Below are 23,740 nucleotides of genomic sequence, written 5' to 3' on the forward strand. Positions count from 1 at the left end.
GGGATCAATCATTGGCCACCCAGCCCTTGACCACCTGGGCCACGCGCTTGGAATCGGTCTTTACAGCTTCACGCGCCATGCGCAGTCGTTCCTCGTAGGAGTCCACGGGCAATGCCAGCGGCTCTTGGCCAGAAAGGTGTACCCGGTCCGAGCCGAGCTGGGGCAGGCCTTCGCCGTCGTCCACCAGCTGCACGTCGGCGCTGTGCGGTTCGAGGCTGTCGTCCCGGCCGGGCTTCTTCGGGGTGCCGGTGATGGAGCGCAGCGCCGGGCGCAGTACGCCGAACACCAGCGCCAGCACCACGATGGCACCGAGCAGCAGGCGCAGGCCGTCCTGCACCTGCGGCAGTTCCCACCACTTCGGCCCTTCGACCGGGGTGACTTCACGCACGAACGGAGCGTTCATCACCGACACGGTGTCGCCTCGTTCGGGGTTGAAGCCCACTGCCTGTTTGACCAGCGCTTCGACGCGGGTGAGTTCAGCGGCCGACAGCGGCTGCTCGGTGGTCTTGCCGTTGGCGCCCGGGCGCGGCACGTTGTCCAGCAGTACGGCGACGGAAACGCGCTTGATGCGGCCGGCCGGCTGGCGGCTGTGCTGCAGGGTGCGGTCCAGTTCGTAGTTGCGTGTGGCGTTGCGCGCGGTTTCGGTAGGCGCGGCAGCGGTGGCCGGTGCCGCAGCCGGACCCGGCGGCGTGTTGCTGGCCGCGCCCGGTACGCCCTGCGGGCCCGGGGTGGTCGTGCTGTTTTCGCTGGTCTGTTCGCTGCGCAGCTTCTGCGGCTCGCCGTTGTAGATCTCGCGGGCTTCTTCGGTGACCGAGAAGTCCATGTCCACGCTGACCTCCGGGTTGACCCGGCCCGGGCCGGTCATCGGCTCGAGCAGCTCACGGATGCGCTGGTTGAACGAGGTTTCCTGGCGGCGCACCTGGTCGAACTGGGCGGCGTTGACCGCCGCTTCGCTGTTGGGGTCGGACACGCTGAGCATGCGCCCGCTCTGGTCGACCACGGTGACGCGCTCGGCGGCCAGGTCGGGAATGCTGGCGGCCACCATGTGCACGATGGCATCGATCTGGCCGCGTTCCAGCTGCTGGCCACCGCGCAGTTCCAGCACCACCGAGGCGCTGGCGACGTCGCGCTGGCGGGTGAAGGCGCTGGGCTTGGGAATGGCCAGGTGCACGCGCGAATCGCGCACCGGTCGCAGGGTGTTGATGGTGCGCGACAGCTCGGTTTCCAGCGAGTGCTGGTAGCGGGCATTTTCCATGAACTGGCTGACGCCGAAGCCGGGGTCGCGCTCCATCAGCTCGAAGCCGAGCCGGCCGCTGTCGGTCAGGCCGGAGCCGGCCAGCTTCAGGCGCGCATCGTGCAGGTTCTTTTCCGGCACGGTGATGCCGCCGGTGGCCGCATCCAGTTCGAACGGAATCTGCGCCGCACGCAGCAGGTCGGTGGCTTCGGCGGTGGCCTTCTGGTCCAGGCCGGTGTACAGCGGCACCATCCCCGGCTTCTGCGACCAGAAGAACACGAACAGGCCTGCCGCAACGGCCACGGCGATCATCGCCATCAGGCCAAGCCGACGGGTGATCTGCAGGCTTTGCAGCCGGTCGAACCACTGGCCCGCCTTTTCGGCGTTCAGGGATTCCTTGGTGAGCGACAGGGCCATGCGTTTCTATCCTTACAGCGGCATGTTCATCACGTCCTGGTAAGCCTGGACGAGACGGTTGCGGACTTCCACGGTGGCGCGGAAGGCGATCTGGGACTGCTGCGAGGCGACCATCACCTTGGCCAGGTCGGCGCCGGGTTCACCCAGTTCGAAGGCGCGGGCGAGGGCGCCGGATTTCTGCTGTGCCTCGTTGACCCCGGCGATCGCGCCACGCAGGGTCTCGGTGAAGCTCGGGCCCTGCACGTCCTGCGGCGCCCCCAGCCCCTGCAGCCCTTGCAGGGCGTTGGTCTGGGGGGTCTCAACGGACTGACCGACCTGGGTCTGGTAGGTGCGGATCTGGGAAAGAATCGAGGTGACGGAGTGTGACATCTGGAACGTTCCGGCTGTTTTGGGGGTTTCGAGTGATGACGTTGCAAGCCCCGTGCCGAAACGGCTGAGTGGTTCAGCGATGTCGTGATGCTGTCGTGTGAAGGGCTTTGGCGCGGCGGAATGCGGCCGCGTCATCGCGCCGTGGCGACTGCGCCGGAACCCCGGCGTCGGGAAACCGTCGCGCAGACGGCAACGGCGGCGTACCCGGGGGGCCGCCGCCGTCGTGGTGATGTCGGTCAGGGGCTACCAGATAAGCGAAACGCCTGCACCCAAGGCTGTCTCGTCGCCGCTCTTCGACCCGCTCAGGGACAGGGAAAATGCCTGGGTGAAGCGATGGCGTACGCCCACCGCGAACGCGTTCTCGCCTTCGGAGTTGCCGTAGCCAACCCCAACCGCGGTCATATCTTCGGCCTGGGGCGTGGTCACGGCGTGTGACTGCGCCATCGACATTGCGCCTTGCCGGCTGATCCGGCGATCCATCGTCCGCAGTGCGGCATCCATGCCGTCCAACCGGGTGTAGACGTTGGCAAACTGGTCGCCGACCTCTGCGCGGAACTGTTCCAGCGCGGCTGCGGCACCGCTGGCCATTCCGCCGACCTGGTCTATCTGCTGGTCGGTGTAGGTATTGGCCGCCGTCAACGTATCGCCGGCCACCTGGTCGGCATACGTGTTGGCCTCGGTCAGGGTGGCATCAGCCTGTTCGTCGGTGTACTGGTTGGCCGAGGCGAGCGTGGTCGCGGCGGTGTCGTTGAGCTGGCTGACATTGACGCCGTCGGTGGCGTTGGTGCCGGCGGCCATGTTCGTCACCTTGCGCTCGGCACCTGCAGCGCCCAGCGATACGCTGTTGGCTTCATCAGCGACCGAACCGGTACCCAGCGCAACCGAGTTCTCCGCGCTGGCCGCTGCATTGGCCCCGAAGGCCATCGCGTTGGCCGCACTGGCTGCACTGTTGAATCCCAATGCGGTCGATGCCGCACCGCTGGACGTTGCGCTGCGGCCAATGGCGGTGGAGAACTCGCCCGCCGAGCTGGCCAGTGACCCGACTGCGGTGGAATTATTGCCCGCAGCGTTGGCGTCAGTACCGAAGGCGGTGGACGTGCCGCCGGCTGCGCTGGCGCCATCGCCGCAGGCGAAGGCGCTTCCGCCGGTGGCCGTGGGGGCGGTACCGCCGGTCTGGTTGCAGACCGACTGGGCAAGTGCTGGAGAAGCTGCTGACAGGAACACGCCCAACGCAGCGGCGGTGATGAGGAGGGAACGGGCGGAGGTCGCGCGCGAAACACCACGCAGTGCAATGCGATACCAGGAACGATCCATGGCGGAGATCCTCGGGTGGCAGCGCGCCCGCCGGGGCAATGCCGGTCAGACGATCTGCATGAATCCCCCGATTCCCCGTACGCGTCTCCCCCGCATACGGCTGCTGGCGACGCTATTCCCGATGCCGTCACGGTGAGGTGAAGGGCCATCGCAGGAACTGCCGTATCCGGATTCCACCGGCGCCCGTAACAATTCGCAATCCGGATCCCACCGGCGCCCGTAACAATTCGTAGCGCCGACTGTTAGTCGGCGACTGCGCGCAGCGCGGCGCAAGCATCCGGAGCCGGTGTGCAATCGGTTGCGACGATGCCACCGACGTTTAGGCAATCCGAAGCCGACCGTCAGACATCCTGACGCCGGAACGAAGTAAGAGACGCCGTCCGGACCAATCGATCCCATCGGCTAAAACGCAGAAAGGCCCGGTGTAAACCGGGCCTTTCCGACTATGCGCATCCTGCAAACATCAACCGGCCAGCTCTGCCTGGTCCCGCTCGATCCCATACTTGCGCAGCTTCTCCACCAGCGTGGTACGCCGCAGGCCAAGCAGCTGCGCGGCATGCGCCACCACGCCCTGCGTGCGCTCCAGCGCCTCGTTGATCAGGGTCAGCTCGATGTTGGCCATGTGGTTGCGCAGGTCCAGGCCGGCGTCGGGCAGGGCCGGGGACTTGTCGGCCGGGACGGCGCCGTTCGCTGCCGCTGCACCCGTCGCCGGGGCGTGGAACGAGAAGCTGCGCAGGTCCAGGCGGTCCTCACCAGCCGGTGCCGGCGCCGCTGCTGCAACCGGCGCTGCCACCGCGAAATCACCGCGATACCGTGCCGGCAGGTCCTGCACCCGAACGTTGCCGCCCGGGTGCAACACGGCCAGGCGCTCCACGAGGTTGGTCAGCTCGCGCACGTTGCCCGGCCATTCGTAGGCGGCCAGGGCCTGCAGCGCTTCCGGGCTGAAACGCACTTCGCCGCGGCCGGTGCGGGCCAGCTGGCCGGCAATGGTGGTGACCAGTGCGGGCAGGTCTTCGCTACGCTCGCGCAGCGCCGGCACTTCGATCGGGAACACATTGAGCCGGTAGAACAGATCCTCGCGGAACTTGCCATCGGCAATGCGCGATTCCAGGTCACGGTGGGTTGCGGCGATCACCCGTACGTTGCAGCGGATGGTCTGGTTGCCGCCTACGCGCTCGAAGCTGCGTTCCTGCAGCACGCGCAGCAGCTTGACCTGCATCGGCAGGCTCATGTCGCCGATTTCGTCCAGCAGCAGGGTGCCGCCTTCGGCCATTTCGAAGCGGCCCTTGCGTGCGCTGAGTGCGCCGGTGAATGCACCCTTTTCGTGACCGAACAGTTCGCTTTCCAGCAGGTCGGCCGGAATCGCGCCGCAGTTGATCGCCACGAACGGGCCATCGCGGCGCGGCGAGCGCTGGTGGATCGAACGCGACACCACTTCCTTGCCGGTACCCGATTCGCCCAGCACCAGCACGGTGGTGTCGAAAGCGGCCACCTGCTCGATCATCTGGCGCAGCGCGCTCACCGCCGCACCCTCGCCGGTGGGACCCTGGTCCTGGCTGGCGCCGGCCTGGTGTTCGGCATCGAGCCGCTTCAGGCTGGCACGGCGCAGCAGGGCTTCCATCTGCGCGTGGCGCAGCGGGGCTTCCAACGGCCATACATTGGCCTCATGCAGGCCGTGGCGCTGGGCGAACGCGGCAGCATCGCCGTCAATCAGCATCACCGGCGGCGGCAGGCCGCCCTGGCCGGCCCACGCGAACAGCGCTTCACTGCGCGCGCCCGGCTCCAGGCCGCCGATGATCACGGCCATCCAGTCGGTGGCACGGTGGCGGGTGGTATCGAAATCGGCCGCGTCGGCAATCCAGCGCGGGTTGAAGTCCATGAATTCCAGCAGGCCAACGGTGCGCTCGGCGCGCACGGCGTCGTTGTCCAGCACCAGGATGCGCGACTCGCTCATGGCGTCGGCTCCTTCAAGCCCTCCAGGATCGGCATGACCTCCTGGATGTAGGACAGCTTGCTGACGAAATTGTCGGCACCGGCACGCAGGGCGTGCTCGCGGTGTTCGACGTCGTCGAAGTGGCTGGCGATGACGATGTAGGGTGCATCGTCCTGGGTCTTGATCAGGCGGGTGGCCTGCAGCCCGCCCATTTCCGGCATGGCCAGGTCCATCAGCACCACCTGCGGGCGCAGCGACTCGGAACGCTCGATGGCTTCCAGGCCATTGCCGGCGCTGCCGACCACATCGAGCCAGTCGACCTTGCGGAAGTGGCGCATGGCGGCGTTGATGAAGCCCTCGTGGTCATCGACCAGCAGGACGGTGAGCTTGTTCATGTCGTGTACTTCCTTCAGCCCACCCGGGCCAGTAGCGGGGTGCGGGCATTGTGCCGGCGGCGTTCCCGGGCCGGGGCGATGTCCAGTTGTTCGCGGTATTTTGCAACGGTTCGGCGGGCAATGTTCACGCCCTGACGTGACAGAAGTCCCGCAATGGCCTCATCAGCCAGCGGACGACCGGCTGGTTCGGCATCGATCAGGCGCCGGACCATGGCCTTCACGGCCTGGCCGGAGACGCTGGCGCCTTCCAGGCGCACGGCAAAGAAGTGCTTCAGCTCCAGGGTGCCGCGCGGGGTCTGCAGGTACTTGCCGGTGGTGATGCGCGAGACGGTGGACTCGTGCATGCCGATGGCATCGGCCACTTCCTTCAGGGTCAGCGGGGCCATGGCCTCTTCGCCGCGGGTGAGGAAGCCGGCCTGGCGTTCGATGATGACGCGGGTGGTGCGCAGCAGGGTGTCGTAGCGCATGGACAGGCCACGGGTCAGCCAGCGGGCTTCCTGCAGCATGTCGCGCAACGGCTGGGCACTGTCGCCGGCATCGGCCAGGGCACTTTCGTAGGTGGGGTTGATGCTCAGGCGGCGGCTGGTGGCCGGGTTGAGCGCCACGCGCCACTGGCCATCGGCGTGCCAGGCCACCACGTCGGGGATGACCGCGCCGGACGTATCCGGCAGCAGGCTGTCGCCCGGGCGCGGCTGCAGCGAGAGGATCAGGCGCACTGCTTCGTGGATGTCGGCGACTTCCGCATCCAGCTGGCGGGCCAGGGCGGGGTAGTCGTGCGCGGCCAGGGCGTCCAGGCCGTGGTCCAGCACCCGCAGGGCCAGGTGGCGGGCCGGCACGCGGCCGTGCAGGGCGCGCAGCTGGACCGAGAGGCATTCGTGCAGGTCGCGGGCGGCCAGGCCGGCCGGGTCGCCGTGCAGGATCTGCTGGCGCACCGCTTCCACACCGGCGGCGTCCACGTCGCAATGGGCGCTGGCCAGCAGGGTCAGCTGCTCCAGCGGAGCGTCCAGGTAGCCGGCATCGTCGCAGTGCTCCAGCCAGAAGCGGGCCACGGCCAGTCCGCGTGCGTCCAGTTCCAGCGACAGGCGCTGCAGGGCGCGCAGCTGCGGGTCGCTGGATTCGTCGGCGGCAATGCGCTGCAGGCGGTCGTCGTCGCCATCGTGCCAGCTGGCCCCGGCCACGTCCCACATTGCAGGCTCGGGCAGTTCGTCGAAGGCGGCCACTTCCACGGTGGTGCCGGCTTCGCCGGTCTCGGCGGTGTCGGGCGCGGGCGCTTCTTCCAGCTCCAGCAGCGGGTTGGTGTCCAGTGCGCGGCGGATTTCCAGCTCCAGCTGCATGCCGTCCAGCTGCAGCAATCGGATCGACTGCAGCAATTGCGGCGTGAGGTGCAGCTGCTGACCCATCTGGGTCGACATCATCGGCTTCATGTGGTGTATCCCCGTCGCCCCGAGCCCCCGGTGCGTTATGGAACACATCTTGCTTGTGATCCCGTGGGGGCGAAATCAGGGGGTTCCCTAGCGGGGTCGTCAGGTTCCCGACAGCGTGTGGGGAGATTCCTGACGGTATGTCTGGTTATTTGACGCTGGGCGCGGCGGGGATCGCTGTTTCCGCGGTGTCTTCGGCTGCGTCCCGATCAAAAACCCGGCGCTCGTGGCCGCTGTGGCAGGCAGATGTCGGGGAATCGACGCCGGTTATTCCAGTTCGTGCTGGTGACGCGCGGCCAGCAACAGCAGATCGTTGGCGCGGCGGCAGCCCAGCGATTCCATCATGCGCGCGCGGTGGGTTTCCACCGTCTTGACGCTGATGCCCAGGTCGGCGGCGATTTCCTTGTTGCTTTCACCCTTGCCGATCTGGCGCAGGATCTCGCGCTGGCGCGGCGAGAGCGCGGCAATGCCGACCGGCTTTTCCCTGCCCAGCATGGGCGCCAGCATCTTGGCCGAGATCTGCGGGCTCAGGAACACCTGGCCGGCATGGGCGGCGCGCAGGGCCAGGTCGAGCTCCTGGGGGGCGGCGTCCTTGACCACGAAGCCCACCGCACCGCGGTCCAGTGCATCGCGCACGTGCACGGCGTCGTCGTGCATGGTCATCATCACCACGCGGGTGCCCGGCGCGCGGACCAGGATGTCGCTCAGGGCTTCCAGCCCGGTACGACCGGGCAGGGACAGGTCCATCAGGATCACATCGGGCGAATGCAGCAGGGCCATTTCAAGCGCCTCCTTTGCATTGCTGGCCTCTGCGGCGACCTCGACGTCGGCAAAGCCCTGGAGCAGGCGGCTTAGGCCGGCGCGGACCAGGGTGTGATCGTCGACGATGAGAACGCGCACGGGCAGAGGAGATGTGAAGAAAAGAAGTTCTTCACATTATCCTAGCGCGGCTCTTTATTAAAGACCGCGCCGCCGGGAATCCGCCACCTGCCGCCGGTGCAGCCGGAACAGGTGCCGCTCCAGCGCCATTTCCAGCCCATCGCTCATGGGCGCGAAGCGCAGCCAGAGGAAACACGAGCCGGCACCGGTGGCCGCTTCGGCCAGCACGGTGACGGGCAGGTCGATGTGGTCGGGCAGCCAGTCGCAGGGCTGCAGGCGGATCACCCCCAGGCTGCCGGCCGCAGCACCGGTGCGGGCGCCCAGTTCCAGGCGGATGCCCCGGCGCGACCAGCGCAGCGGGCGCAGGTCCAGGTCCTGGGCGCTCTGCCGCACCAGTCGGCCGAGCAGCACCATGGTCAGGTCCAGCTTGGCTTCCAGGCGCTGCAGCTGGGCGCTGGATTCGCCACGGTCGTCATGGCCGTCATCACCCCGGGAATCCTCGACCAGGGCAACGCTGCGCAGCAGGGTTTCGGCGCTGCCGGGGCGGATCACGCTGCTGCCCAGGCGGAATTCGGCGGGCAGGGCGACATCGCAGCTCAGCGTTTCATCGAACAGCTCGCTCTCGGCCGGATGATGGATGTCGCTGGGGCGAAGTTCGCTCATGTCAAAGATTCTGCCCGGAGGTAAGCGAGAGACGCGCGAACGGCGCGTCGGTCGGCGGTGAGGTGGCTGCCCGCTTCGTCGCGGCGGGCCGCCATGCGGATGCTGACCTGCTGCTGGCGGGCGATCAGCCCACGCAGCGAGCCGGCGTCGATGCGGGCCTCGTGTTCGTCCAGGTACGCACGTACCTGCTGGTCGTAGGCGTCCATCAGGCGCTGGGTCAGGTCGTGGTCATCACCTTCAACCGCGCCCGACAGCTTGTCCAGCGCATCATGCAGGAGGTGAAGGACGTCGGGGGCGAGTGAGGCGTGCATCAGGCGCCTGCCGCAGCGGGCTGGCGCTGGTCGTGCGGGATGGCATTCCACGCAGAATCGATCTCGGTCAGCAGCTGCAGGGCTTCCTGCAGGGCAGCGCCGTCGTTGTGCAGGTTGGCATCGGTCAGGCGCTGCATGACGTAGTCGTACAGGGCCGACAGGTTGCCGGCGATGTCGCCGCCGGCTTCGTGGTCGAGCGAGCCATTGAGGTGGCCGACAATGGCGCAGGCCTCGCCGATGGCCTTGCCCTTGCGGGCCTGGTCGTTGCGCTCCAGGCAGGCCTCGGCCAGGCGGATGCGCTCGCAGGCACCGGTCAGCAGCATGGCGACCAGTTTATGCGGGTCGGCATCGTTGACGGCGCTGGAAACGCCGACCTTGCGGTACTGCTCTGCGTACTGACGGCTGGAACCGTACATTGGAACTTCTCCTCTGGGACCCACGCCAGACATCAGGTGGTGGGTGCTGCCATGAATATCGGCGGTGCGGTGCGGAAACTTGAGCGTTGCCGCGCGGCGGGTCAGCTGCTGGTCTTCTTGGCCAGTGCCTGGGTCAGGCTGTCGCTGGTGGTCTGCATCTGGGTAACCAGGGTTTCCATGGCGGTGAACTGCTTGGTGTAGCGGTCGGAAACCTTTTCCATGCGCGCGTCGAGCGCGTCCAGGCGGCTTTCCAGGTCCTTGATCTGCTTGTTCAGCGAATTGGTGCGCTGGGTGAGGGTGCCGGTTTCCTTGTCCAGGTTGCTCTTGATGAGCGTGTCCATGGGCTTGCCGATGGCGCCGTCCTTGCCGAACAGGCGGGACACGGCATCGGGGTCCTTGCCGATGGCGGTCTCCATCTTGCCGCTGTCCAGGGTCAGGCTGCCGTCGGCCGCCATGGTGACGCCCATGTCCTTGAGGCCGTTGATGTTGCTGCTGAACTGGCTGCGCAGCTGCTGCTGCAGGCCGCGCACCATGGCGTCGCCAGTGAGTGCGGCGGCGGTCTTGCTGGTGGCGTTGTAGGCGCTGGTGGACTTCAGCGCGCTGTTCATGGCGTTGTAGGCGGCCACGAAGGCGGCCATGTCGGTCTTGACCGCAGTGTTGTCGCGGGTAATCGTCAGGGTCTGGGTCTTGCCTGCTTCAGTGCCGGCCTTGGTCAGGGTCAGGTTCACGCCGGGCACGATGTCGCTGATCGTGTTGGAGCTGGAGGTACGGGTGAACCCGTCGACGACGACCACGGCATCCTTGGGCTCGACGGTCTGGGTCATCGGGGAGCCGGCGGTGCCGTCGTAGGTCAGGGCAGCCAGGCCGCCGTTGCCGCCGCTGGCGGTGATCTTGACGGCACCCGACAGGCCGGTATCGACGGCACTGAGCATCAGATGCTGGCCATCGTCGGCGGTGATGACGCTGGCGCTGACCACTTTGCCGCCGGCGGCCTTGTTGATGGCCGCGGCGATGTCGCTGAGCTTGCTGTCGGCGTTGATGGTGACGTCGAGGGTCTTGTCGCCATAGGCGATGGTCAGGGTGCCGTCGCCGATGACGGTGTCCTTGGCGAAGGCGCCGGAGCTGAGCTTCTGGCCCTGGGCCAGGGATTTGACTTCCACCTGGTGGGTGCCGGCAGAGGCGGAGGCGGCGCCTTCGCTGGTGTCGATGCTGGCGGAGAAGTTGGAGTCGGTGATGGTACTGGCTTTGAAGGACGGCTTGTCGGCGTTCTTGATCAGGCTGGCCAGGGTGGTCTGCAGGTTGGTCATGCCACTGGTCAGGGTGGCCAGCGCCGACAATTTGGCACTGGCGGCGGTACCGGCGGAATTGATCTGGTTTTCCTGCGGTTCGCGCTCCTTGGCGACCAGCTGGGCCACCAGGGTGGGAATATCGAGGCCGGTACCAATGGTGCCAATCGCCATGTCTGCAGTCCTGTCTTGAAATGTGGGCACGCAACCGCCTGCGCTTCCTGCAGGTGGTATCGGCCCGGAACGGGGAGGCTTGAGGCCCGTCCACCTGGCGGTGGGCGCGCTGATGCCAAAGCAGGTGCAAGCGCCATGCCAAAACCATGAAAAAACCCCGCCGAAGCGGGGTTTTTCGTCACGCAACTGCAATAGCGGTTAGCCGTTGAGCAGGCTCATGACGCTGGAGGGCGACTGGTTGGCCTGGGCCAGCATCGCGGTGCCGGCCTGCTGCAGGATCTGCGTGCGGGTCAGCTCGGCGGTTTCCTTGGCGTAGTCGGTGTCGCGGATACGGCTGCGCGAGGCCGACAGGTTTTCCGAGGTGGTGTTGAGGTTGGCGATGGTCGAGGTGAAGCGGTTCTGGATCGCACCCATGTCGGCGCGCGAGGAGTTCACCGCGGTCAGCGCCTTGTCGACGATCGACAGGGCCTGCTGGGCACCGGCCACCGAGGAGATGTCCAGGTCGCTGGCGAACTTGTTGGCCAAGGCGGCGCCGGCAGCGGCGGTGGTGGCGGTGTACGCGGCCGGGGCGGTGGCGCCACCGGTGTAGGTGCCGGCGGTCAGGCCGATCGCGTTGAAGGTGCCGTCCGAGCCCACGCTGTTCTGCACGGAGGTCAGGTTGACCTTGCCGGCGGCGCCGTCGACCGAGGCGTATACGCCGGTCTGGTCCATCTTTTCGTTGATCGCGGCGGTCACCGCGGCCACGGTGGCCTTCTGGGTGGCAGCCGAGTCGACGCCGGCCTTCACGTTGATGTCGGACAGGGTGTACGACTTGCCGTCGGCGCCGGTGATGGCCATGCCGGTGATCTTGACGTCGGCGTTGGCAGCCGCAGCGACCGCGCCGACAGTGAAGCTGTTGCTGTCGAACTTGGCGCCGCCCAGCGCGTTGGCGCTGGCGTTGACGATGCTGTTGATGCCGATGGTCTGGCCGGAATCCGCACCGACCTGGAACAGCGCGCCGGAGAAGGAACCGTCCAGCAGCTTGGTGCCGTTGAAGTTGGTCTGGCGGGAAACGCGGTCGATTTCCGAGGTCAGCTGCTTCACTTCGGCGTTCAGGGCTTCACGGTCGCTGTCGGAGTTGGTGGCGTTGGCCGACTGCACCGACAGTTCGCGGATGCGCTGCAGGTTGTTGCCGATTTCGACCATCGCGCCTTCGGCGGTCTGGGCCAGCGAGATGCCGTCGTTGGCGTTGCGCACCGCAACGTCCAGGCCGCGGATCTGGGTGCTGAAACGCTCGGAAATCGCGAGGCCTGCGGCGTCGTCCTTGGCGCTGTTGATGCGCAGGCCCGAGGACAGGCGCTGGATCGTCGTGGCCAGGCTGGAGCCACTGGTCGACAGATTGCGCTGGGCGTTGAGCGACATCACGTTGGTGTTGATGACTTGTGCCATTTTCTTGCTCCTGGTGGCGATGATGTCGCCGGGTGATAGAGTTGTTTCTCCCGTGTGGGAGCGCCAAGCGATGTCGATCTGCCGTGGCTGAAATCAATAACGACCCAATGTCAAGAAGCTTTAATCAATGGATAGGAAAAAATGCTGAATTCGTCACATTTCATCATCGCCAGTTCCAACAAAAAACCCCGCTTTCGCGGGGTTTTATGTGACGCGTGCTTGTGCGGATTCAGCCGTTCAGCAGGCTCATCACGCTCGAGGGCGACTGGTTGGCCTGGGCCAGCATCGCGGTGCCGGCCTGCTGCAGGATCTGCGTGCGGGTCAGCTCGGCGGTTTCCTTGGCGTAGTCGGTGTCGCGGATACGGCTGCGCGAGGCCGACAGGTTTTCCGAGGTGGTGTTGAGGTTGGCGATGGTGGAGGTGAAGCGGTTCTGGATCGCACCCATGTCGGCGCGCGAGGAGTTCACCGAGGTCAGCGCCTTGTCGACGATCGACAGGGCCTGCTGTGCACCGGCCACCGAGGAGATGTCCAGGTCGCTGGCGAACTTGGTGGCCAGGGCAGCGCCGGCGGCGGCAGTGGTCGGGGTGGCCGGGGTCGGCGCGGTGATGCCGGTCCAGGTGCCCGCGGTGACGGTGATGGCGTTGAACGTGCCGGTGTCGGAGACGCTGTTCTTGACCGAGGTCAGGTCGATCTTGCCGGCAGTGGCATTGACCGATGCGTACACGCCGGCCTGGTCCATCTTCTCGTTGATGGCGGCGGCAACGGCGGCGGTGGCGGCCTTCTGGGTGGCGGCAGCGTCGACGCCGGCCTTCACCGAGATGTCCGACAGCGTGTAGGCGGTGCCGTCGGCGCCCTTGATGGTCATGCCCTTGATGGTCACGTCACCGTTGGTGGCGGGCACGCCGATGTCCAGGGTGCTGGTGTCGAACTTGGCGCCGCCCAGCGCGCTGGCGCTGGCGTTGACGATGCTGTTGATGCCGATGGTCTGGCCCGAATCGGCGCCGACCTGGAACAGCGCGCCGGAGAACGAACCGTCCAGCAGCTTGGTGCCGTTGAAGTTGGTCTGGCGGGAGACGCGGTCGATTTCCGAGGTCAGCTGCTTCACTTCGGCGTTCAGCGCTTCACGGTCGCTGTCGGAGTTGGTCGCATTGGACGACTGCACCGACAGTTCGCGGATGCGCTGCAGGTTGTTGCCGATTTCGACCATCGCGCCTTCGGCGGTCTGGGCCAGCGAGATGCCGTCGTTGGCGTTGCGAACGGCAACGTCCAGGCCGCGGATCTGGGTGCTGAAGCGCTCGGAGATCGCCAGGCCGGCGGCGTCGTCCTTGGCGCTGTTGATGCGCAGGCCCGAGGACAGGCGCTGGATGGTGGTGGCCAGGCTGGAACCGCTGGTCGACAGATTGCGCTGTGCGTTCAGCGACATCACATTGGTGTTGATGACTTGTGCCATTTCCGTGCTCCTGGGTGCAGTGATGCGGATTCAGTGGGCGCCTCGCGGGGGAGGCGGTGGGCAATGTGCCCGGGTTGAAATCATTAACGACAACCCGCAGGGAACCTTTAGGGCTGCAACGACCTGATTTCGCGTTTGTCAACAAAAAACCCCGCTTTCGCGGGGTTTTCCGTTACGCACCCTCTGCACGCATCAGCCCTGCAGCAGGCTCATCACGCTCGAGGGCGACTGGTTGGCCTGGGCCAGCATCGCGGTGCCGGCCTGCTGCAGGATCTGCGTGCGGGTCAGCTCGGCGGTTTCCTTGGCGTAGTCGGTATCGCGGATACGGCTGCGCGAGGCCGACAGGTTTTCCGAGGTGGTGCCGAGGTTGGCGATGGTGGAGGTGAAGCGGTTCTGGATCGCACCCATGTCGGCACGCGAGGAGTTGACTGCGGTCAGCGCCTTGTCGACGATCGACAGGGCCTGCTGCGCACCGGTGAAGGTGGAGATGTTCAGGTTGCTGGCGAACTGCGCGGTCAGGCCGGTGGCGTCGGCGGTCGGGGTCGGCGCGGTCGGTGCGGTGGCGCCGGTCCAGGTGCCCATGGTCACGGCGATGGCATTGAAGGTGCCGTCGTCGGCGACGTTGTTCTGCACCGAGGTCAGGTCCAGCTTGCCGGCGGTGGCGGCATCGACCGAGGCATAGACGCCGGTCTGGTCCATCTTGGCGTTGATCGCGGCGGCGATGGCGGAGGCGGTGGCCTTCTGGGTGGCGGCGGCGTCGACGCCGGCCTTCACTTCGATGTCGTCCAGCTTGTACGACTTGCCGTCGGCACCCTTGATTTCCATGCCCTTGATGGTCGCGGCGGCATTGGTGCCCGGGGCGGCGACGGTGAAGGTGTTCTTGTCGAACTTGGCGCCGCCCAGTGCGCTGGCGCTGGCGTTGACGATGCTGTTGATGCCGATGGTCTGGCCCGAATCCGCACCGACCTGGAACAGGGCGCCGGAGAACGAACCGTCCAGCAGCTTGGTGCCGTTGAAGTTGGTCTGGCGGGAAACGCGGTCGATTTCCGAGGTCAGCTGCTTCACTTCGGCGTTCAGCGCTTCACGGTCGCTGTCAGAGTTGGTGGCGTTGGCCGACTGCACCGACAGTTCGCGGATACGCTGCAGGTTGTTGCCGATTTCGACCATCGCGCCTTCGGCGGTCTGGGCCAGCGAGATGCCGTCGTTGGCGTTGCGCACCGCAACATCCAGGCCGCGGATCTGGGTGCTGAAGCGCTCGGAGATCGCCAAGCCGGCGGCGTCGTCCTTGGCGCTGTTGATGCGCAGGCCCGAGGACAGGCGCTGGATGGTGGTAGCCAGGCTGGAACCGCTGGTCGACAGATTGCGCTGTGCGTTCAGCGACATCACATTGGTGTTGATGACTTGTGCCATTTCCGTGCTCCTGGATACGAAGGTACTGCTGGTTTTTGGGGTGCCCCGGGGGAGGCAATGGGCGATGTGCCCTGGTTGAAATCATTAACGACACCCCGGCCGGAACCTTTAGGGCCCAGCGGGCGAAATTTGCGTTTGTCAACAAAAAACCCCGCCGGAGCGGGGCTTTCTGTGACGCGTGCTTGTGCGGGATCAGCCGTTCAGCAGGCTCATGACGCTCGAGGGCGACTGGTTGGCCTGGGCCAGCATCGCGGTGCCGGCCTGCTGCAGGATCTGCGTGCGGGTCAGTTCGGCGGTTTCCTTGGCGTAGTCGGTGTCGCGGATACGGCTGCGCGAGGCCGACAGGTTTTCCGAGGTGGTGTTCAGGTTGGCGATGGTGGAGGTGAAGCGGTTCTGGATCGCACCCATGTCGGCACGCGAGGAGTTCACCGCCTTCAGGGCGTCGTCCACGATCGACAGGGCCTTCTGGGCGCCGGCGACCGAGGAGATGTCCACGCCGCTGACGGTGTCACGGGCGTCCGCATCGGCGGTGGCGCCAATGCCGGCCATGGCCACGGTCAGGCCGGTGGCATCGGTGGTGGCGGTGGTGAACTCGAAATCCTTGCCCGACTTCAGCGAGGTCAGTTCCAGCTTGCCGTCCTTGTCCAGCGAGGCGTACACGCCGGTCTGGTCCATCTTGTCGTTGATGGCATTGACCACCTTCTTGCTGACGTCGGCGGCCTTGTCGCCCACGGCAACGTCCACGGCAGCAATGGCAACGCCATTGATTTCCATGTCGCTGACAGTGCCCGCGGCCGTCGCGGTGCCGGTCAGGGCAGCTGCGGTCGAGGTCTGCTTGGCGGCGTACAGGCCGTTGCCCAGCTCCGAGGTGCTGGAGTTGACGATGCTGTTGATGCCGATGGTCTGGCCCGAATCGGCGCCGATCTGGAACAGCGCGCCGGAGAACGAACCGTCCAGCAGCTTGGTGCCGTTGAAGTTGGTCTGGCGGGAGACGCGGTCGATTTCCGAGACCAGCTGGTTGACTTCGGCGTTCAGCGCTTCACGGTCGCTGTCGGAGTTGGTGGCGTTGGCCGACTGCACCGACAGTTCGCGGATACGCTGCAGGTTGTTGCCGATTTCCACCATCGCGCCTTCGGCGGTCTGGGCCAGCGAGATGCCGTCGTTGGCATTGCGCACGGCCACGTCCAGGCCGCGGATCTGGGTGCTGAAGCGTTCGGAGATGGCCAGGCCGGCCGCGTCGTCCTTGGCGCTGTTGATGCGCAGGCCCGAGGACAGGCGCTGGATCGTGGTAGCCAGGCTGGAACCGCTGGTCGACAGATTGCGCTGAGCATTCAGCGACATCACGTTGGTATTGATTACTTGTGCCATTTGTCTCTTTCCTGTGGGCAAGTTCCGGCCGCGGCGTGCACCCGGAGTTGACGCAGAGTCCGCACCCGTGCCGGATGCAGCTGTTGCAGGAGAGATAACGGCGGTTGGCGCGAAGCCTTGAGAAAAAATACGCAGAAAACATCACCCGGGTGGGGTGATGGTCGGTGGTTGCGCGCGTCCGGCAGGGGCCGGAACGCGCGCAACAGCCTGCAGCGCTGGGCGTTTTGCGCCCGGCGTGCGCGCTATGTCAGCGGATCGCGTTGAACAGCGACATCTGCTGCATCTGGGTGAAAATGGTCTGCGCGGCCTGCAGGGAAATCTGTTCCAGCTGGTACTGGCCGATGGCTTCGGCGTAGTCGAGGTCGCGCATGGCCGACAGGGTGGTCTTCAGGGTCACGCCGTTGGCGTCGCGCAGGGCGCCGGCATCGTCGATGGCCTTGAGCTGCGCACCGCCGGCGGCGCGGGCGTCGATGAATTTCTCCGAGGCACGGGCCACGTCACGGATGCCGGCCTGCAGGATGTTCTGCTGGCGGGCCACGGCAGTCGGATCGTCGGCGGCGTTGTCCAGTGCGTTGATCATGCCGTCCAGGGTGGAGAAGATGTCGCGGGCGTCGGCGGCGCCGATGCCGAAGCTGTCGCCGGCCTTGGGTTCGCCTTCGATCCGCATGGAAACGCCTTCGAACGTGATGTCTTCCCCGGCCTTGAAGGCGCCGGTCTTGACCACGGTATTGGTTGCATCCACCACTTCATAGGCGTCCGGGCCGGTGAAGCGCAGGGTGTAGCTGGCCCCATCCCAGTTGCCGGAAGCCGGGTCGCGGCCAAAGGTGGTGAGCACGCCGGTGCCGGTGTTGGTGCCGGCCGCGCTGCCGTCCAGGGTGCCATCGCCGGTGCGGATGCGCAGGAAGATCTCGCTGCCGGGCAGGGCGTCCTTGACGAAGGTGTCCGGGGCCACTTCCACCTGGCGCTGGGTCTGGTCGCCGTTGTAAGTGACCACGCCATTGCTGAGCTTGAAGGGCGCATCGGCGTCGTCGGTACCACCGAACAGGTAGCGGCCGGTGCCGTCGGTGGAATTGGCCAGCGACAGCAGGCCGTCGCGCACGCTCTTCAGTTCCGAGGCGATCGACTTCAGGTCGGCCGCCGACAGTGCCGGGTTGTTGGCCTGGATGGTCAGCTCGGTGATATGGGCCATCATTTCGCCGGCCTGTGCCAGTGCGTTTTCCTGCAGGCCCAGGCGGTTTTCCACCACGTCGCCATTGCGGGCGAAGCGGTCCAGCTCGGCCACGGCGCGGTCCAGGCCGACCGCGGTGCCCGCGGCGACCGGGTCGTCCTTGGCGCTGACCAGCTTCTTGCCGGTGGCCAGCTGCTGCTCCAGGTGGTTCATCTTGCTCTGCTTGGCCATCATCATCGAGATGGACTGGTTGAACATCATCCCGGTGGAGATTCGGTTGTTCATCGCGAAACGGCTCCCAGGATGGTCTGGAACATGGTGTCGGCAGTGGAAATCAGCTGCGAGGCGGCCTGGTAGGCCTGCTGCAGCCGGAGCATGTCGGCGGCTTCTTCGTCCAGGTTGACCCCGGACACCGAGTCGCGCGAGGCCTGTGCCTGGTCGGTGATGACCTGCTGGGCCTGCAGCGAGTAGTCGGCCGCGCGTGCGGCCGAGCCCACCAGCGTGGTCAGGCCACCCAGGGCACCGTTGAGGGTGACCGTGCCGGCGTTGAAGGTCTTGGCGTCTTCCACCTTGGCCAGCAGCAGCGCGTTGCTGTTGTCGCTGGAGCCGGCCGGGGTGGGGCTGATGTTGAAGCTGTCGCCGACCTTCGGCGCGCCATCGAGCACGAAGCTCCAGCCGTTGGCGCTGATGGTCTGGCCCGCGGTGTAGGTGAATGGACCGGTGCCATCGATGGTGTATTCGGTGGCGCTGGTGAACACGATCGCGGCCGGATTGCGCAGGTTGGCGTTGGTGTAGTCGCTCACCGCTACGCCGCTGACCTTGCCGGTGCCGGTGTTGCCCAGGCCTGCGGCGGCCTTGATCGGCGCAGCCGCGGCAATGCGCGAGGTATCGGTGATCGCCACCGACAGGGTGCCGGCCACGCCGGCGGTGGGCTGCAGCAGGAAGCGGTCGTTCTGTGCCGGGGTGCCGGACATCACCATTTCCACGCCGTTGAGCACCAGCGGGTCGGCGGCGGTGCCGGTGCCGGTCATCGGCACGGCCGCACCGGTGTCGGCGCGCGTGGCCTGCCACGCACCGCCATCGAAACTCAGCACGATGTTCTGGCCGTCCAGCTTGGACAGGTCGCCGAAGCTGGCGCTGAAGCTGGCGGTGCCGGTATTGCCGGTGTTGCCGGTGACGCGCGGGCTGCCGTAGTTGAAGAAGTCGCCGCCCATGTTGCCGTACAGGTCAACGCCCTGGTGGTGGGTGTCGTTGAAGGTGCTGGCCAGGCCCACGGCGAGCTTGCCCAGCTCGGCCTGGGTGGGGGTGAGCACTGAATCGCGGAATTCGAGCAGGCCGCCGATCTGGCCGCCCAGGCTCTTCGGGTCCAGGGTGATCTTCTGGCCCTGGGTTTCCATCGCCAGCTGCAGGCGCTCGGGCTGGTAGGGGTCGGTGACGGTGGTCACCTTGCTGGCGGTGGTGCCCACCACCACGGCCTGGCCGCCAGCGGTATAGACGTTCATGAAGCCGCCGTCCTGGATCACCGCGGTGCCGCCGGTGTAGCCGATCAGGTTGGCCACCAGCTGGTCGCGGCGGTCGAGCAGGTCCGGTGCGGCGGTATTGGCATTGCTGCCAATGGCGCCGTTGAGCTGGGCGATTTCCGCTGCCAGCCGGTTCACTTCGGAGGCGCCGGCGATCAGGCCGTTGTTGACCTCGCCATTGAGCGAATTGAGGCTTTCGTTGAGCTGCTTGAAGCGGCTGGCCAGAGTGCCGGCGTTGTCCAGCACGTTCTGGCGGTCGGCGGTGCCCGAGGCATTCGAGGACAGGCCGCTGACGGTATCGAAGAAGTTCGACCACACGCCGGACACATTGGTGGCGGTATCGGAGAACAGTGAATCCACGCGGTCGGCCAGGGTGGACAGCTGCTTCAGCCGCGCCAGTTCGCCGCTGCTGTCGAGCAGCCGCGAGATCGCCAGCTGGTCGGCCACGCGGCGCACGTCGGTGATGCGGGTGCCGTTGCCGATATCGCCATAGCCCAGGTTCTGCGGGCTGGCGGTGGCAAAGTCCACCTTCTGCCGGCTGTAGCCGGGCGTATTGATGTTGGCGACGTTATGGCTCGTGGTGGCCAGTGCGCGCTGGAAGGCGAGCAGGGCGCTGGTGCCGGTGGAAAGTACGGACATGGGTTACCTCAACGACGGATTGCCCCCAGCCCGGCGGGGCTGGCGGTGCTGGCAAAGGTGCGGCCCAGGCGCTGGCTGGCATCGCCCACGGCGGCGATGGCGCGCTCGATGGTCGGGCCGCCGGCGATCGCGGCGATCTTGGCCGCGTAGCTGGGGTCGGTGGCGTAGCCGGCCTTCTGCAGGCCCTGGGCGAAGCCACGGACATCGCCGCCGGCCTGCAGCGCGTTCTGGTAGCGCGGGCTGTTCTTGAGCAGTTTCACGTAGTCGGCAAAGCTGTCGCCGACCGAGCTGTAGGCCCGGAAACTGGCGGTTTCATTGCGGCGCACGCCATCGACGTACTCGTGGGTGCCGCTGGTGGCGCGCTCGCCATTCCAGCCGCTGGCCTTGATGCCGAACAGGTTGTGCGAGCTGCCGCCGCCATTGCGCTGCACCAGCTTGCGGCCCCAGCCGGTTTCCAGCGCGGCCTGGGCGACCAGCGCCTTGGCGTCCACGCCCAGTTCGCGCGCGGCCTGCTGCGCGTGGCCCCAGATGCTGGCCACGAAGCCTTCGGGGGTATGTGCGCCAAGCTGGGCGGCGGCAGTGCTGCCGGCCAGCGTGTCCACGGCGCTGGGGCCGGTGGTGGCGGCGGTGGTGCCGACGTCGCGCCAACGGTCGTCGGCCATTGCCCAGTTTTCGCCGGACGTATCGGTGGCGGGCGCGGCGCCGTACGGATCGCTGCGGCCGATCGCTTCATGCATCTGGCTGCTTTCACGTCCGGCAATCAGGTCCAGCGCACGCTCCATCGGCTGCAGCACCGCCGACGGTGCCTGCCCGCCAAGCTGCTGCAGGAGGTCGACTTCGCTTGGTGCGGAAGGCGCCGCACCGGAAGCGGGCAGGGCCATCGGCGCGGCGGCCGGCGCGTTGAGCCGGTAGGCGCGCAGCGCTGCGGCGGGATTCAGGCTGGTGTCGGTGGGCTTGGCAGCGTCGGTCCCGCCACCGCCAAGCTGGCGCGAAATCATCGCCGACAACCCCAGGCCACGGCCCTTGGTCATCGATTCGGCGATCTTCTGGTCGTACATGTCGCGGAACATCTGGTTTTCGCCGGGCAGCAGCGAATCGCCGAAACTGGCATCGCGCATGCTCTTGACCAGCATCTGCGCGAACTGGCCTTCCAGCTGGCGCGCGACCTTGTCGACCTTGGCCGGGCTGTTGGCCTGGGCCGGATTGAGCTCCAGTGACGGTTGGATGCGCATCAGATCACCTCGAGTTCGGCACTCAGCGCGCCGGCCTGCTTGAGCGCCTCCAGGATCGCGATCAGGTCACCCGGGGCGGCTCCGACGGCATTGACCGCGTGCACGATCTCATCCAGGGTGCTGCCGCCGTTGAACTTGAACATGCGGCTGCCATCGTTGGTGGCGGTGATGGTGGACTGCGGCGTGGCCACGGTCTGGCCACCGGCGAAGGCATTGGGCTGGCTGACGTTGGTGTTTTCGTTGATCGTCACGGTCAGCGAACCGTGCGAGATGGCCGCCGCGCCGACCCGCACCTGCGCGCCGATGACCACGGTGCCGGTACGCGAGTTGACCACCACCTTGGCCGGCGCGGTGCCGGGGGTGAGTTCCAGGTTTTCAATGCGGGCCAGCAGGCCGATGCGCGCGCCCGGGTCGTTGGGCGACTGCACCGCCACGGTGACGCCGTCCACGGCGCGCGCGGCGCCATCGCCGAAGGCGTTGTTCAGCGCGGCGACCATGCGCGACACCGTGGTGAAGTCGTTCTTGTGCAGGTTGAGCGTGATTTCGCCGCCAGCGCTGAACACGTCGGGCAGGGCACGTTCGACCGTGGCGCCATTCGGGATGCGGCCGACGCTGGGCACGTTGACCGATACCCGCGAGCCATCCTTGCCCTGTGCGCCGAAGCCACCTACCACCAGGTTGCCCTGGGCGATGGCGTAAACCTGGCCATCGGCACCGCGCAGCGGCGCCATCAGCAGGGAACCGCCACGCAGCGACACCGCGTTGCCGATCGAGGACACGGTGATGTCGATCGGCTGGCCCGGTTTGGCGAACGGCGGCAGCTCGGCGTGGATCGCCACGGCAGCCACGTTCTTCAGCTGCGGATTGACGTTGGCCGGCACGTTCACGCCCAGCTCGCCCAGCAGGTTCTTCAGGCTCTGCACGGTGAAGGGGGCCTGGCTGGTGCGGTCACCGCTGCCATCCAGGCCGACCACCAGGCCGTAGCCCACCAGCGCATTGCCGCGCACGCCGCCCACCTGCGCCAGGTCCTTGATCCGCTCAGCCGAGGCAGGCGCCGCAACACCCAGAACGGAAGCGACGATGACAACCGCGTAGAGCCACGCGTTGCGTGGCTGAACAACCAACCGAAGAAAGAATTTCATCATCAACCTCAGAACGGCACCAGCGCCGAGTTGAAGAAACGACTCAGCCAGCCCATCGCATTGGACTGGGCGACCGGGCCACGGCCGCCGTACACGATGCGTGCATCGGCCACGCGGCTGGAGGGAATGGTGTTGTCCGGGAAGATGTCCGCCGCGCGCACGATGCCCTGCACCTGCACCAGTTCGTCGCCCTGGTTCAGCCGCAGGTTCTTGGCCCCCTGCACGACCAGGTTGCCATTGGGCAGGCGCTGCATCACGGTCACGGTCACGCTGCCCTGCAGGCGGTTGCTCTGCGCGCTGGTGCCCTTGCCGGTGAAGTCGCGCGAGCCGGTCGCGCTGGCGCCCAGGATGTCCTTGCCGCCCAGCGTCACCGGCGCACCGAACAGCGTGGGCGTGCCCAGCGCGAGGTTGGATTCCTTGTCGGTACTGGTGTTGGCGGTGGTCTGCGCGGTGGTGCTTTCGGTCAGGGTGATGGTCAGCAGGTCGCCGACATCACGTGCGCGGCGGTCCGAATACAGCTGCAGGCCGGGGCCCGAGGCGTAGATCGCCCCGGCGGTGGCCGGCGCGCTGGGCGCGACCACGGGCACGACCGGCGCCATCGCCGGATAGGGGCGTACATCGCCCGCGATGACGCAGCCGCCGAGCAGGGCGGTCACGGCGCTGGCGAGCAGCAGGCGAAGGGTAGGGCGCAGAGGCGACATGGCAGGTTCCCGGTTCAACCGATCAGACGTTGTTGTTGAGGTAGCCGAGCATGGAGTCGGTAGTGGAGATCGCCTTGGCGTTCATTTCGTAGGCGCGCTGGGTTTCGATCATCGACACCAGCTCTTCGACCACGTTGACGTTGCTGCCTTCCAGCGCACCCTGCACCACGCTGCCCAGGCCGTTCAGGCCAGGGTTGCCGTTCTGTGCGGGGCCCGAGGCGGTGGTTTCCAGGAACAGGTTTTCACCGCGTGCCTGCAGGCCGGCCGGATTGACGAAGTCGGTAAGGGTCAGCGCGCCGATTTCGACCGAGGCGGCGTCGTCGGCCATCTTCACGCTGATGGTGCCGTCGGTGCCGATGGTGAGCGACTGCGCGCCCTCGGGAATCTGGATGCCCGGCTGCACCGGGTAGCCGCTGTTGGTGACCAGTTCGCCCTGCTGGTTGCGCTGGAACGAGCCGTCGCGGGTATACGCCGACGAACCATCGGGCATCTGCACTTCGAAGAAGCCGCGACCGTTCACCATCACGTCCAGGGCGCGGCCGGTCTGCTGCTGGCTGCCCTGTTCGAAGTTCTTGGAGGTGGCCACCACGCGCACGCCGGTACCCAGCTGCAGGCCGGTGGGCAGCTGCGTCTGTGCCGAAGAGGAACCGCCGGGCTGGCGCACCTGCTGGTACAGCAGGTCTTCGAAGCTGGCACGGTCCTGCTTGAAGCCGGTGGTGTTGGTGTTGGCGAGGTTGTTGGAAACCACCGACATGCGCGTCTGCTGCGCATCCAGTCCGGTCTTGGCGATCCACAATGCCTGGTTCATGGCCTTGTTCCTGTGTTGATGCGGGTGGCCACGCGGGGTGGCCGTTGTCCTGGCTGATGCAT

At 66.7% G+C, this 23,740-nt stretch carries 21 protein-coding genes; all 21 read right to left on the bottom strand.

The window, feature by feature from the left end; all coding sequences use genetic code 11:
• Nucleotides 1–4: 4 nt before the first annotated feature.
• The 21 genes from fliF to flgG all read right to left on the bottom strand — a co-directional run bounded on the left by fliF (nucleotide 5) and on the right by flgG (nucleotide 23,678).
• Nucleotides 5–1,651: a flagellar basal-body MS-ring/collar protein FliF gene (gene fliF, locus BAY15_RS09500; protein ID WP_068851681.1), complete on the bottom strand. Its 1,647-nt coding sequence runs from the start codon at nucleotides 1,649–1,651 to the stop codon at nucleotides 5–7.
• A 12-nt stretch (nucleotides 1,652–1,663) separates the two neighbouring features.
• A complete protein-coding gene (gene fliE / locus BAY15_RS09505) occupies nucleotides 1,664–2,020 on the bottom strand; it encodes a flagellar hook-basal body complex protein FliE (protein WP_068851684.1) in 357 nt (118 codons plus the stop codon).
• Between the two features lie 243 nt (nucleotides 2,021–2,263).
• Nucleotides 2,264–3,334, bottom strand: coding sequence for a YadA-like family protein (locus BAY15_RS09510; protein WP_068851687.1), 1,071 nt, complete (start codon nucleotides 3,332–3,334; stop codon nucleotides 2,264–2,266).
• 463 nt (nucleotides 3,335–3,797) lie between these two features.
• Nucleotides 3,798–5,288, bottom strand: coding sequence for a sigma-54 dependent transcriptional regulator (locus BAY15_RS09515; RefSeq protein WP_068851690.1), 1,491 nt, complete (start codon nucleotides 5,286–5,288; stop codon nucleotides 3,798–3,800).
• A complete protein-coding gene (locus BAY15_RS09520; RefSeq protein WP_068851692.1) occupies nucleotides 5,285–5,662 on the bottom strand; it encodes a response regulator in 378 nt (125 codons plus the stop codon). Before BAY15_RS09520 ends, BAY15_RS09515 begins: the two co-directional genes overlap by 4 nt.
• Before the next feature lie 14 nt (nucleotides 5,663–5,676).
• On the bottom strand, nucleotides 5,677–7,086 hold the full coding sequence (gene rpoN / locus BAY15_RS09525) for an RNA polymerase factor sigma-54 (protein WP_068851695.1): 1,410 nt from the start codon (nucleotides 7,084–7,086) through the stop codon (nucleotides 5,677–5,679).
• A 264-nt stretch (nucleotides 7,087–7,350) separates the two neighbouring features.
• Entirely contained in the window at nucleotides 7,351–7,983 is a 633-nt protein-coding gene (locus tag BAY15_RS09530) for a response regulator (protein WP_068851698.1), read from the bottom strand.
• A gap of 57 nt (nucleotides 7,984–8,040) precedes the next feature.
• Complete coding sequence (locus BAY15_RS09535) at nucleotides 8,041–8,625, bottom strand: PilZ domain-containing protein (RefSeq protein ID WP_068851701.1); 585 nt, start codon at nucleotides 8,623–8,625, stop codon at nucleotides 8,041–8,043.
• A complete protein-coding gene (locus BAY15_RS09540) occupies nucleotides 8,622–8,936 on the bottom strand; it encodes a hypothetical protein (RefSeq protein WP_068851705.1) in 315 nt (104 codons plus the stop codon). Before BAY15_RS09540 ends, BAY15_RS09535 begins: the two co-directional genes overlap by 4 nt.
• The gene (gene fliS / locus BAY15_RS09545; RefSeq protein WP_068851708.1) at nucleotides 8,936–9,352 is read right to left on the bottom strand and encodes a flagellar export chaperone FliS; all 417 of its coding nucleotides are present in this window, start codon (nucleotides 9,350–9,352) and stop codon (nucleotides 8,936–8,938) included. The genes BAY15_RS09540 and fliS overlap by 1 nt, the downstream gene beginning before the upstream one ends.
• A 101-nt stretch (nucleotides 9,353–9,453) precedes the next feature.
• Nucleotides 9,454–10,812 (bottom strand): flagellar filament capping protein FliD, encoded by a 1,359-nt coding sequence (fliD, locus tag BAY15_RS09550; RefSeq protein ID WP_068851710.1) that lies wholly within the window; start codon nucleotides 10,810–10,812, stop codon nucleotides 9,454–9,456.
• Nucleotides 10,813–11,010: 198 nt separating this feature from the next.
• Nucleotides 11,011–12,240 (bottom strand): flagellin, encoded by a 1,230-nt coding sequence (locus BAY15_RS09555; protein WP_068851713.1) that lies wholly within the window; start codon nucleotides 12,238–12,240, stop codon nucleotides 11,011–11,013.
• 229 nt (nucleotides 12,241–12,469) lie between these two features.
• On the bottom strand, nucleotides 12,470–13,690 hold the full coding sequence (locus BAY15_RS09560) for a flagellin (protein WP_068851715.1): 1,221 nt from the start codon (nucleotides 13,688–13,690) through the stop codon (nucleotides 12,470–12,472).
• Nucleotides 13,691–13,882: 192 nt separating this feature from the next.
• Complete coding sequence (locus BAY15_RS09565) at nucleotides 13,883–15,100, bottom strand: flagellin (protein ID WP_068851718.1); 1,218 nt, start codon at nucleotides 15,098–15,100, stop codon at nucleotides 13,883–13,885.
• Nucleotides 15,101–15,292: 192 nt separating this feature from the next.
• Nucleotides 15,293–16,468, bottom strand: a complete 1,176-nt coding sequence (locus tag BAY15_RS09570; protein ID WP_068851721.1) for a flagellin — start codon at nucleotides 16,466–16,468, stop codon at nucleotides 15,293–15,295.
• A 247-nt stretch (nucleotides 16,469–16,715) separates the two neighbouring features.
• A complete protein-coding gene (flgL, locus tag BAY15_RS09575) occupies nucleotides 16,716–17,921 on the bottom strand; it encodes a flagellar hook-associated protein FlgL (protein WP_068851723.1) in 1,206 nt (401 codons plus the stop codon).
• The gene (gene flgK / locus BAY15_RS09580; RefSeq protein WP_068851726.1) at nucleotides 17,918–19,795 is read right to left on the bottom strand and encodes a flagellar hook-associated protein FlgK; all 1,878 of its coding nucleotides are present in this window, start codon (nucleotides 19,793–19,795) and stop codon (nucleotides 17,918–17,920) included. The genes flgL and flgK overlap by 4 nt, the downstream gene beginning before the upstream one ends.
• A gap of 8 nt (nucleotides 19,796–19,803) precedes the next feature.
• Complete coding sequence (flgJ, locus tag BAY15_RS09585) at nucleotides 19,804–21,027, bottom strand: flagellar assembly peptidoglycan hydrolase FlgJ (RefSeq protein WP_068851729.1); 1,224 nt, start codon at nucleotides 21,025–21,027, stop codon at nucleotides 19,804–19,806.
• On the bottom strand, nucleotides 21,027–22,169 hold the full coding sequence (locus BAY15_RS09590; protein ID WP_068854645.1) for a flagellar basal body P-ring protein FlgI: 1,143 nt from the start codon (nucleotides 22,167–22,169) through the stop codon (nucleotides 21,027–21,029). Before BAY15_RS09590 ends, flgJ begins: the two co-directional genes overlap by 1 nt.
• 8 nt (nucleotides 22,170–22,177) lie before the next feature.
• A complete protein-coding gene (gene flgH / locus BAY15_RS09595) occupies nucleotides 22,178–22,870 on the bottom strand; it encodes a flagellar basal body L-ring protein FlgH (protein ID WP_068851731.1) in 693 nt (230 codons plus the stop codon).
• Between the two features lie 22 nt (nucleotides 22,871–22,892).
• Nucleotides 22,893–23,678, bottom strand: a complete 786-nt coding sequence (flgG, locus tag BAY15_RS09600) for a flagellar basal-body rod protein FlgG (protein ID WP_068851734.1) — start codon at nucleotides 23,676–23,678, stop codon at nucleotides 22,893–22,895.
• Between the last annotated feature and the right edge of the window lie 62 nt (nucleotides 23,679–23,740).

This window comes from Stenotrophomonas rhizophila (assembly GCF_001704155.1).
Lineage (GTDB): Bacteria > Pseudomonadota > Gammaproteobacteria > Xanthomonadales > Xanthomonadaceae > Stenotrophomonas > Stenotrophomonas rhizophila_A.

Bases quoted from the DNA above. Each gene is read 5' to 3' on its own strand.
- BAY15_RS09540 (WP_068851705.1), bottom strand. From the start codon at position 8,936: ATGCACGCCTCACTCGCCCCCGACGTCCTTCACCTCCTGCATGATGCG.
- BAY15_RS09520 (WP_068851692.1), bottom strand. From the start codon at position 5,662: ATGAACAAGCTCACCGTCCTGCTGGTCGATGACCACGAGGGCTTCATC.
- BAY15_RS09535 (WP_068851701.1), bottom strand. From the start codon at position 8,625: ATGAGCGAACTTCGCCCCAGCGACATCCATCATCCGGCCGAGAGCGAG.
- flgH (WP_068851731.1), bottom strand. From the start codon at position 22,870: ATGTCGCCTCTGCGCCCTACCCTTCGCCTGCTGCTCGCCAGCGCCGTG.
- flgG (WP_068851734.1), bottom strand. From the start codon at position 23,678: ATGAACCAGGCATTGTGGATCGCCAAGACCGGACTGGATGCGCAGCAG.
- BAY15_RS09555 (WP_068851713.1), bottom strand. From the start codon at position 12,240: ATGGCACAAGTCATCAACACCAACGTGATGTCGCTCAACGCCCAGCGC.
- BAY15_RS09510 (WP_068851687.1), bottom strand. From the start codon at position 3,334: ATGGATCGTTCCTGGTATCGCATTGCACTGCGTGGTGTTTCGCGCGCG.
- flgK (WP_068851726.1), bottom strand. From the start codon at position 19,795: ATGTCCGTACTTTCCACCGGCACCAGCGCCCTGCTCGCCTTCCAGCGC.
- BAY15_RS09590 (WP_068854645.1), bottom strand. From the start codon at position 22,169: ATGAAATTCTTTCTTCGGTTGGTTGTTCAGCCACGCAACGCGTGGCTC.
- BAY15_RS09560 (WP_068851715.1), bottom strand. From the start codon at position 13,690: ATGGCACAAGTCATCAACACCAATGTGATGTCGCTGAACGCACAGCGC.
- BAY15_RS09515 (WP_068851690.1), bottom strand. From the start codon at position 5,288: ATGAGCGAGTCGCGCATCCTGGTGCTGGACAACGACGCCGTGCGCGCC.
- rpoN (WP_068851695.1), bottom strand. From the start codon at position 7,086: ATGAAGCCGATGATGTCGACCCAGATGGGTCAGCAGCTGCACCTCACG.
- fliE (WP_068851684.1), bottom strand. From the start codon at position 2,020: ATGTCACACTCCGTCACCTCGATTCTTTCCCAGATCCGCACCTACCAG.
- flgJ (WP_068851729.1), bottom strand. From the start codon at position 21,027: ATGCGCATCCAACCGTCACTGGAGCTCAATCCGGCCCAGGCCAACAGC.
- BAY15_RS09565 (WP_068851718.1), bottom strand. From the start codon at position 15,100: ATGGCACAAGTCATCAACACCAATGTGATGTCGCTGAACGCACAGCGC.
- fliS (WP_068851708.1), bottom strand. From the start codon at position 9,352: ATGTACGGTTCCAGCCGTCAGTACGCAGAGCAGTACCGCAAGGTCGGC.
- BAY15_RS09570 (WP_068851721.1), bottom strand. From the start codon at position 16,468: ATGGCACAAGTAATCAATACCAACGTGATGTCGCTGAATGCTCAGCGC.
- fliF (WP_068851681.1), bottom strand. From the start codon at position 1,651: ATGGCCCTGTCGCTCACCAAGGAATCCCTGAACGCCGAAAAGGCGGGC.
- fliD (WP_068851710.1), bottom strand. From the start codon at position 10,812: ATGGCGATTGGCACCATTGGTACCGGCCTCGATATTCCCACCCTGGTG.
- flgL (WP_068851723.1), bottom strand. From the start codon at position 17,921: ATGAACAACCGAATCTCCACCGGGATGATGTTCAACCAGTCCATCTCG.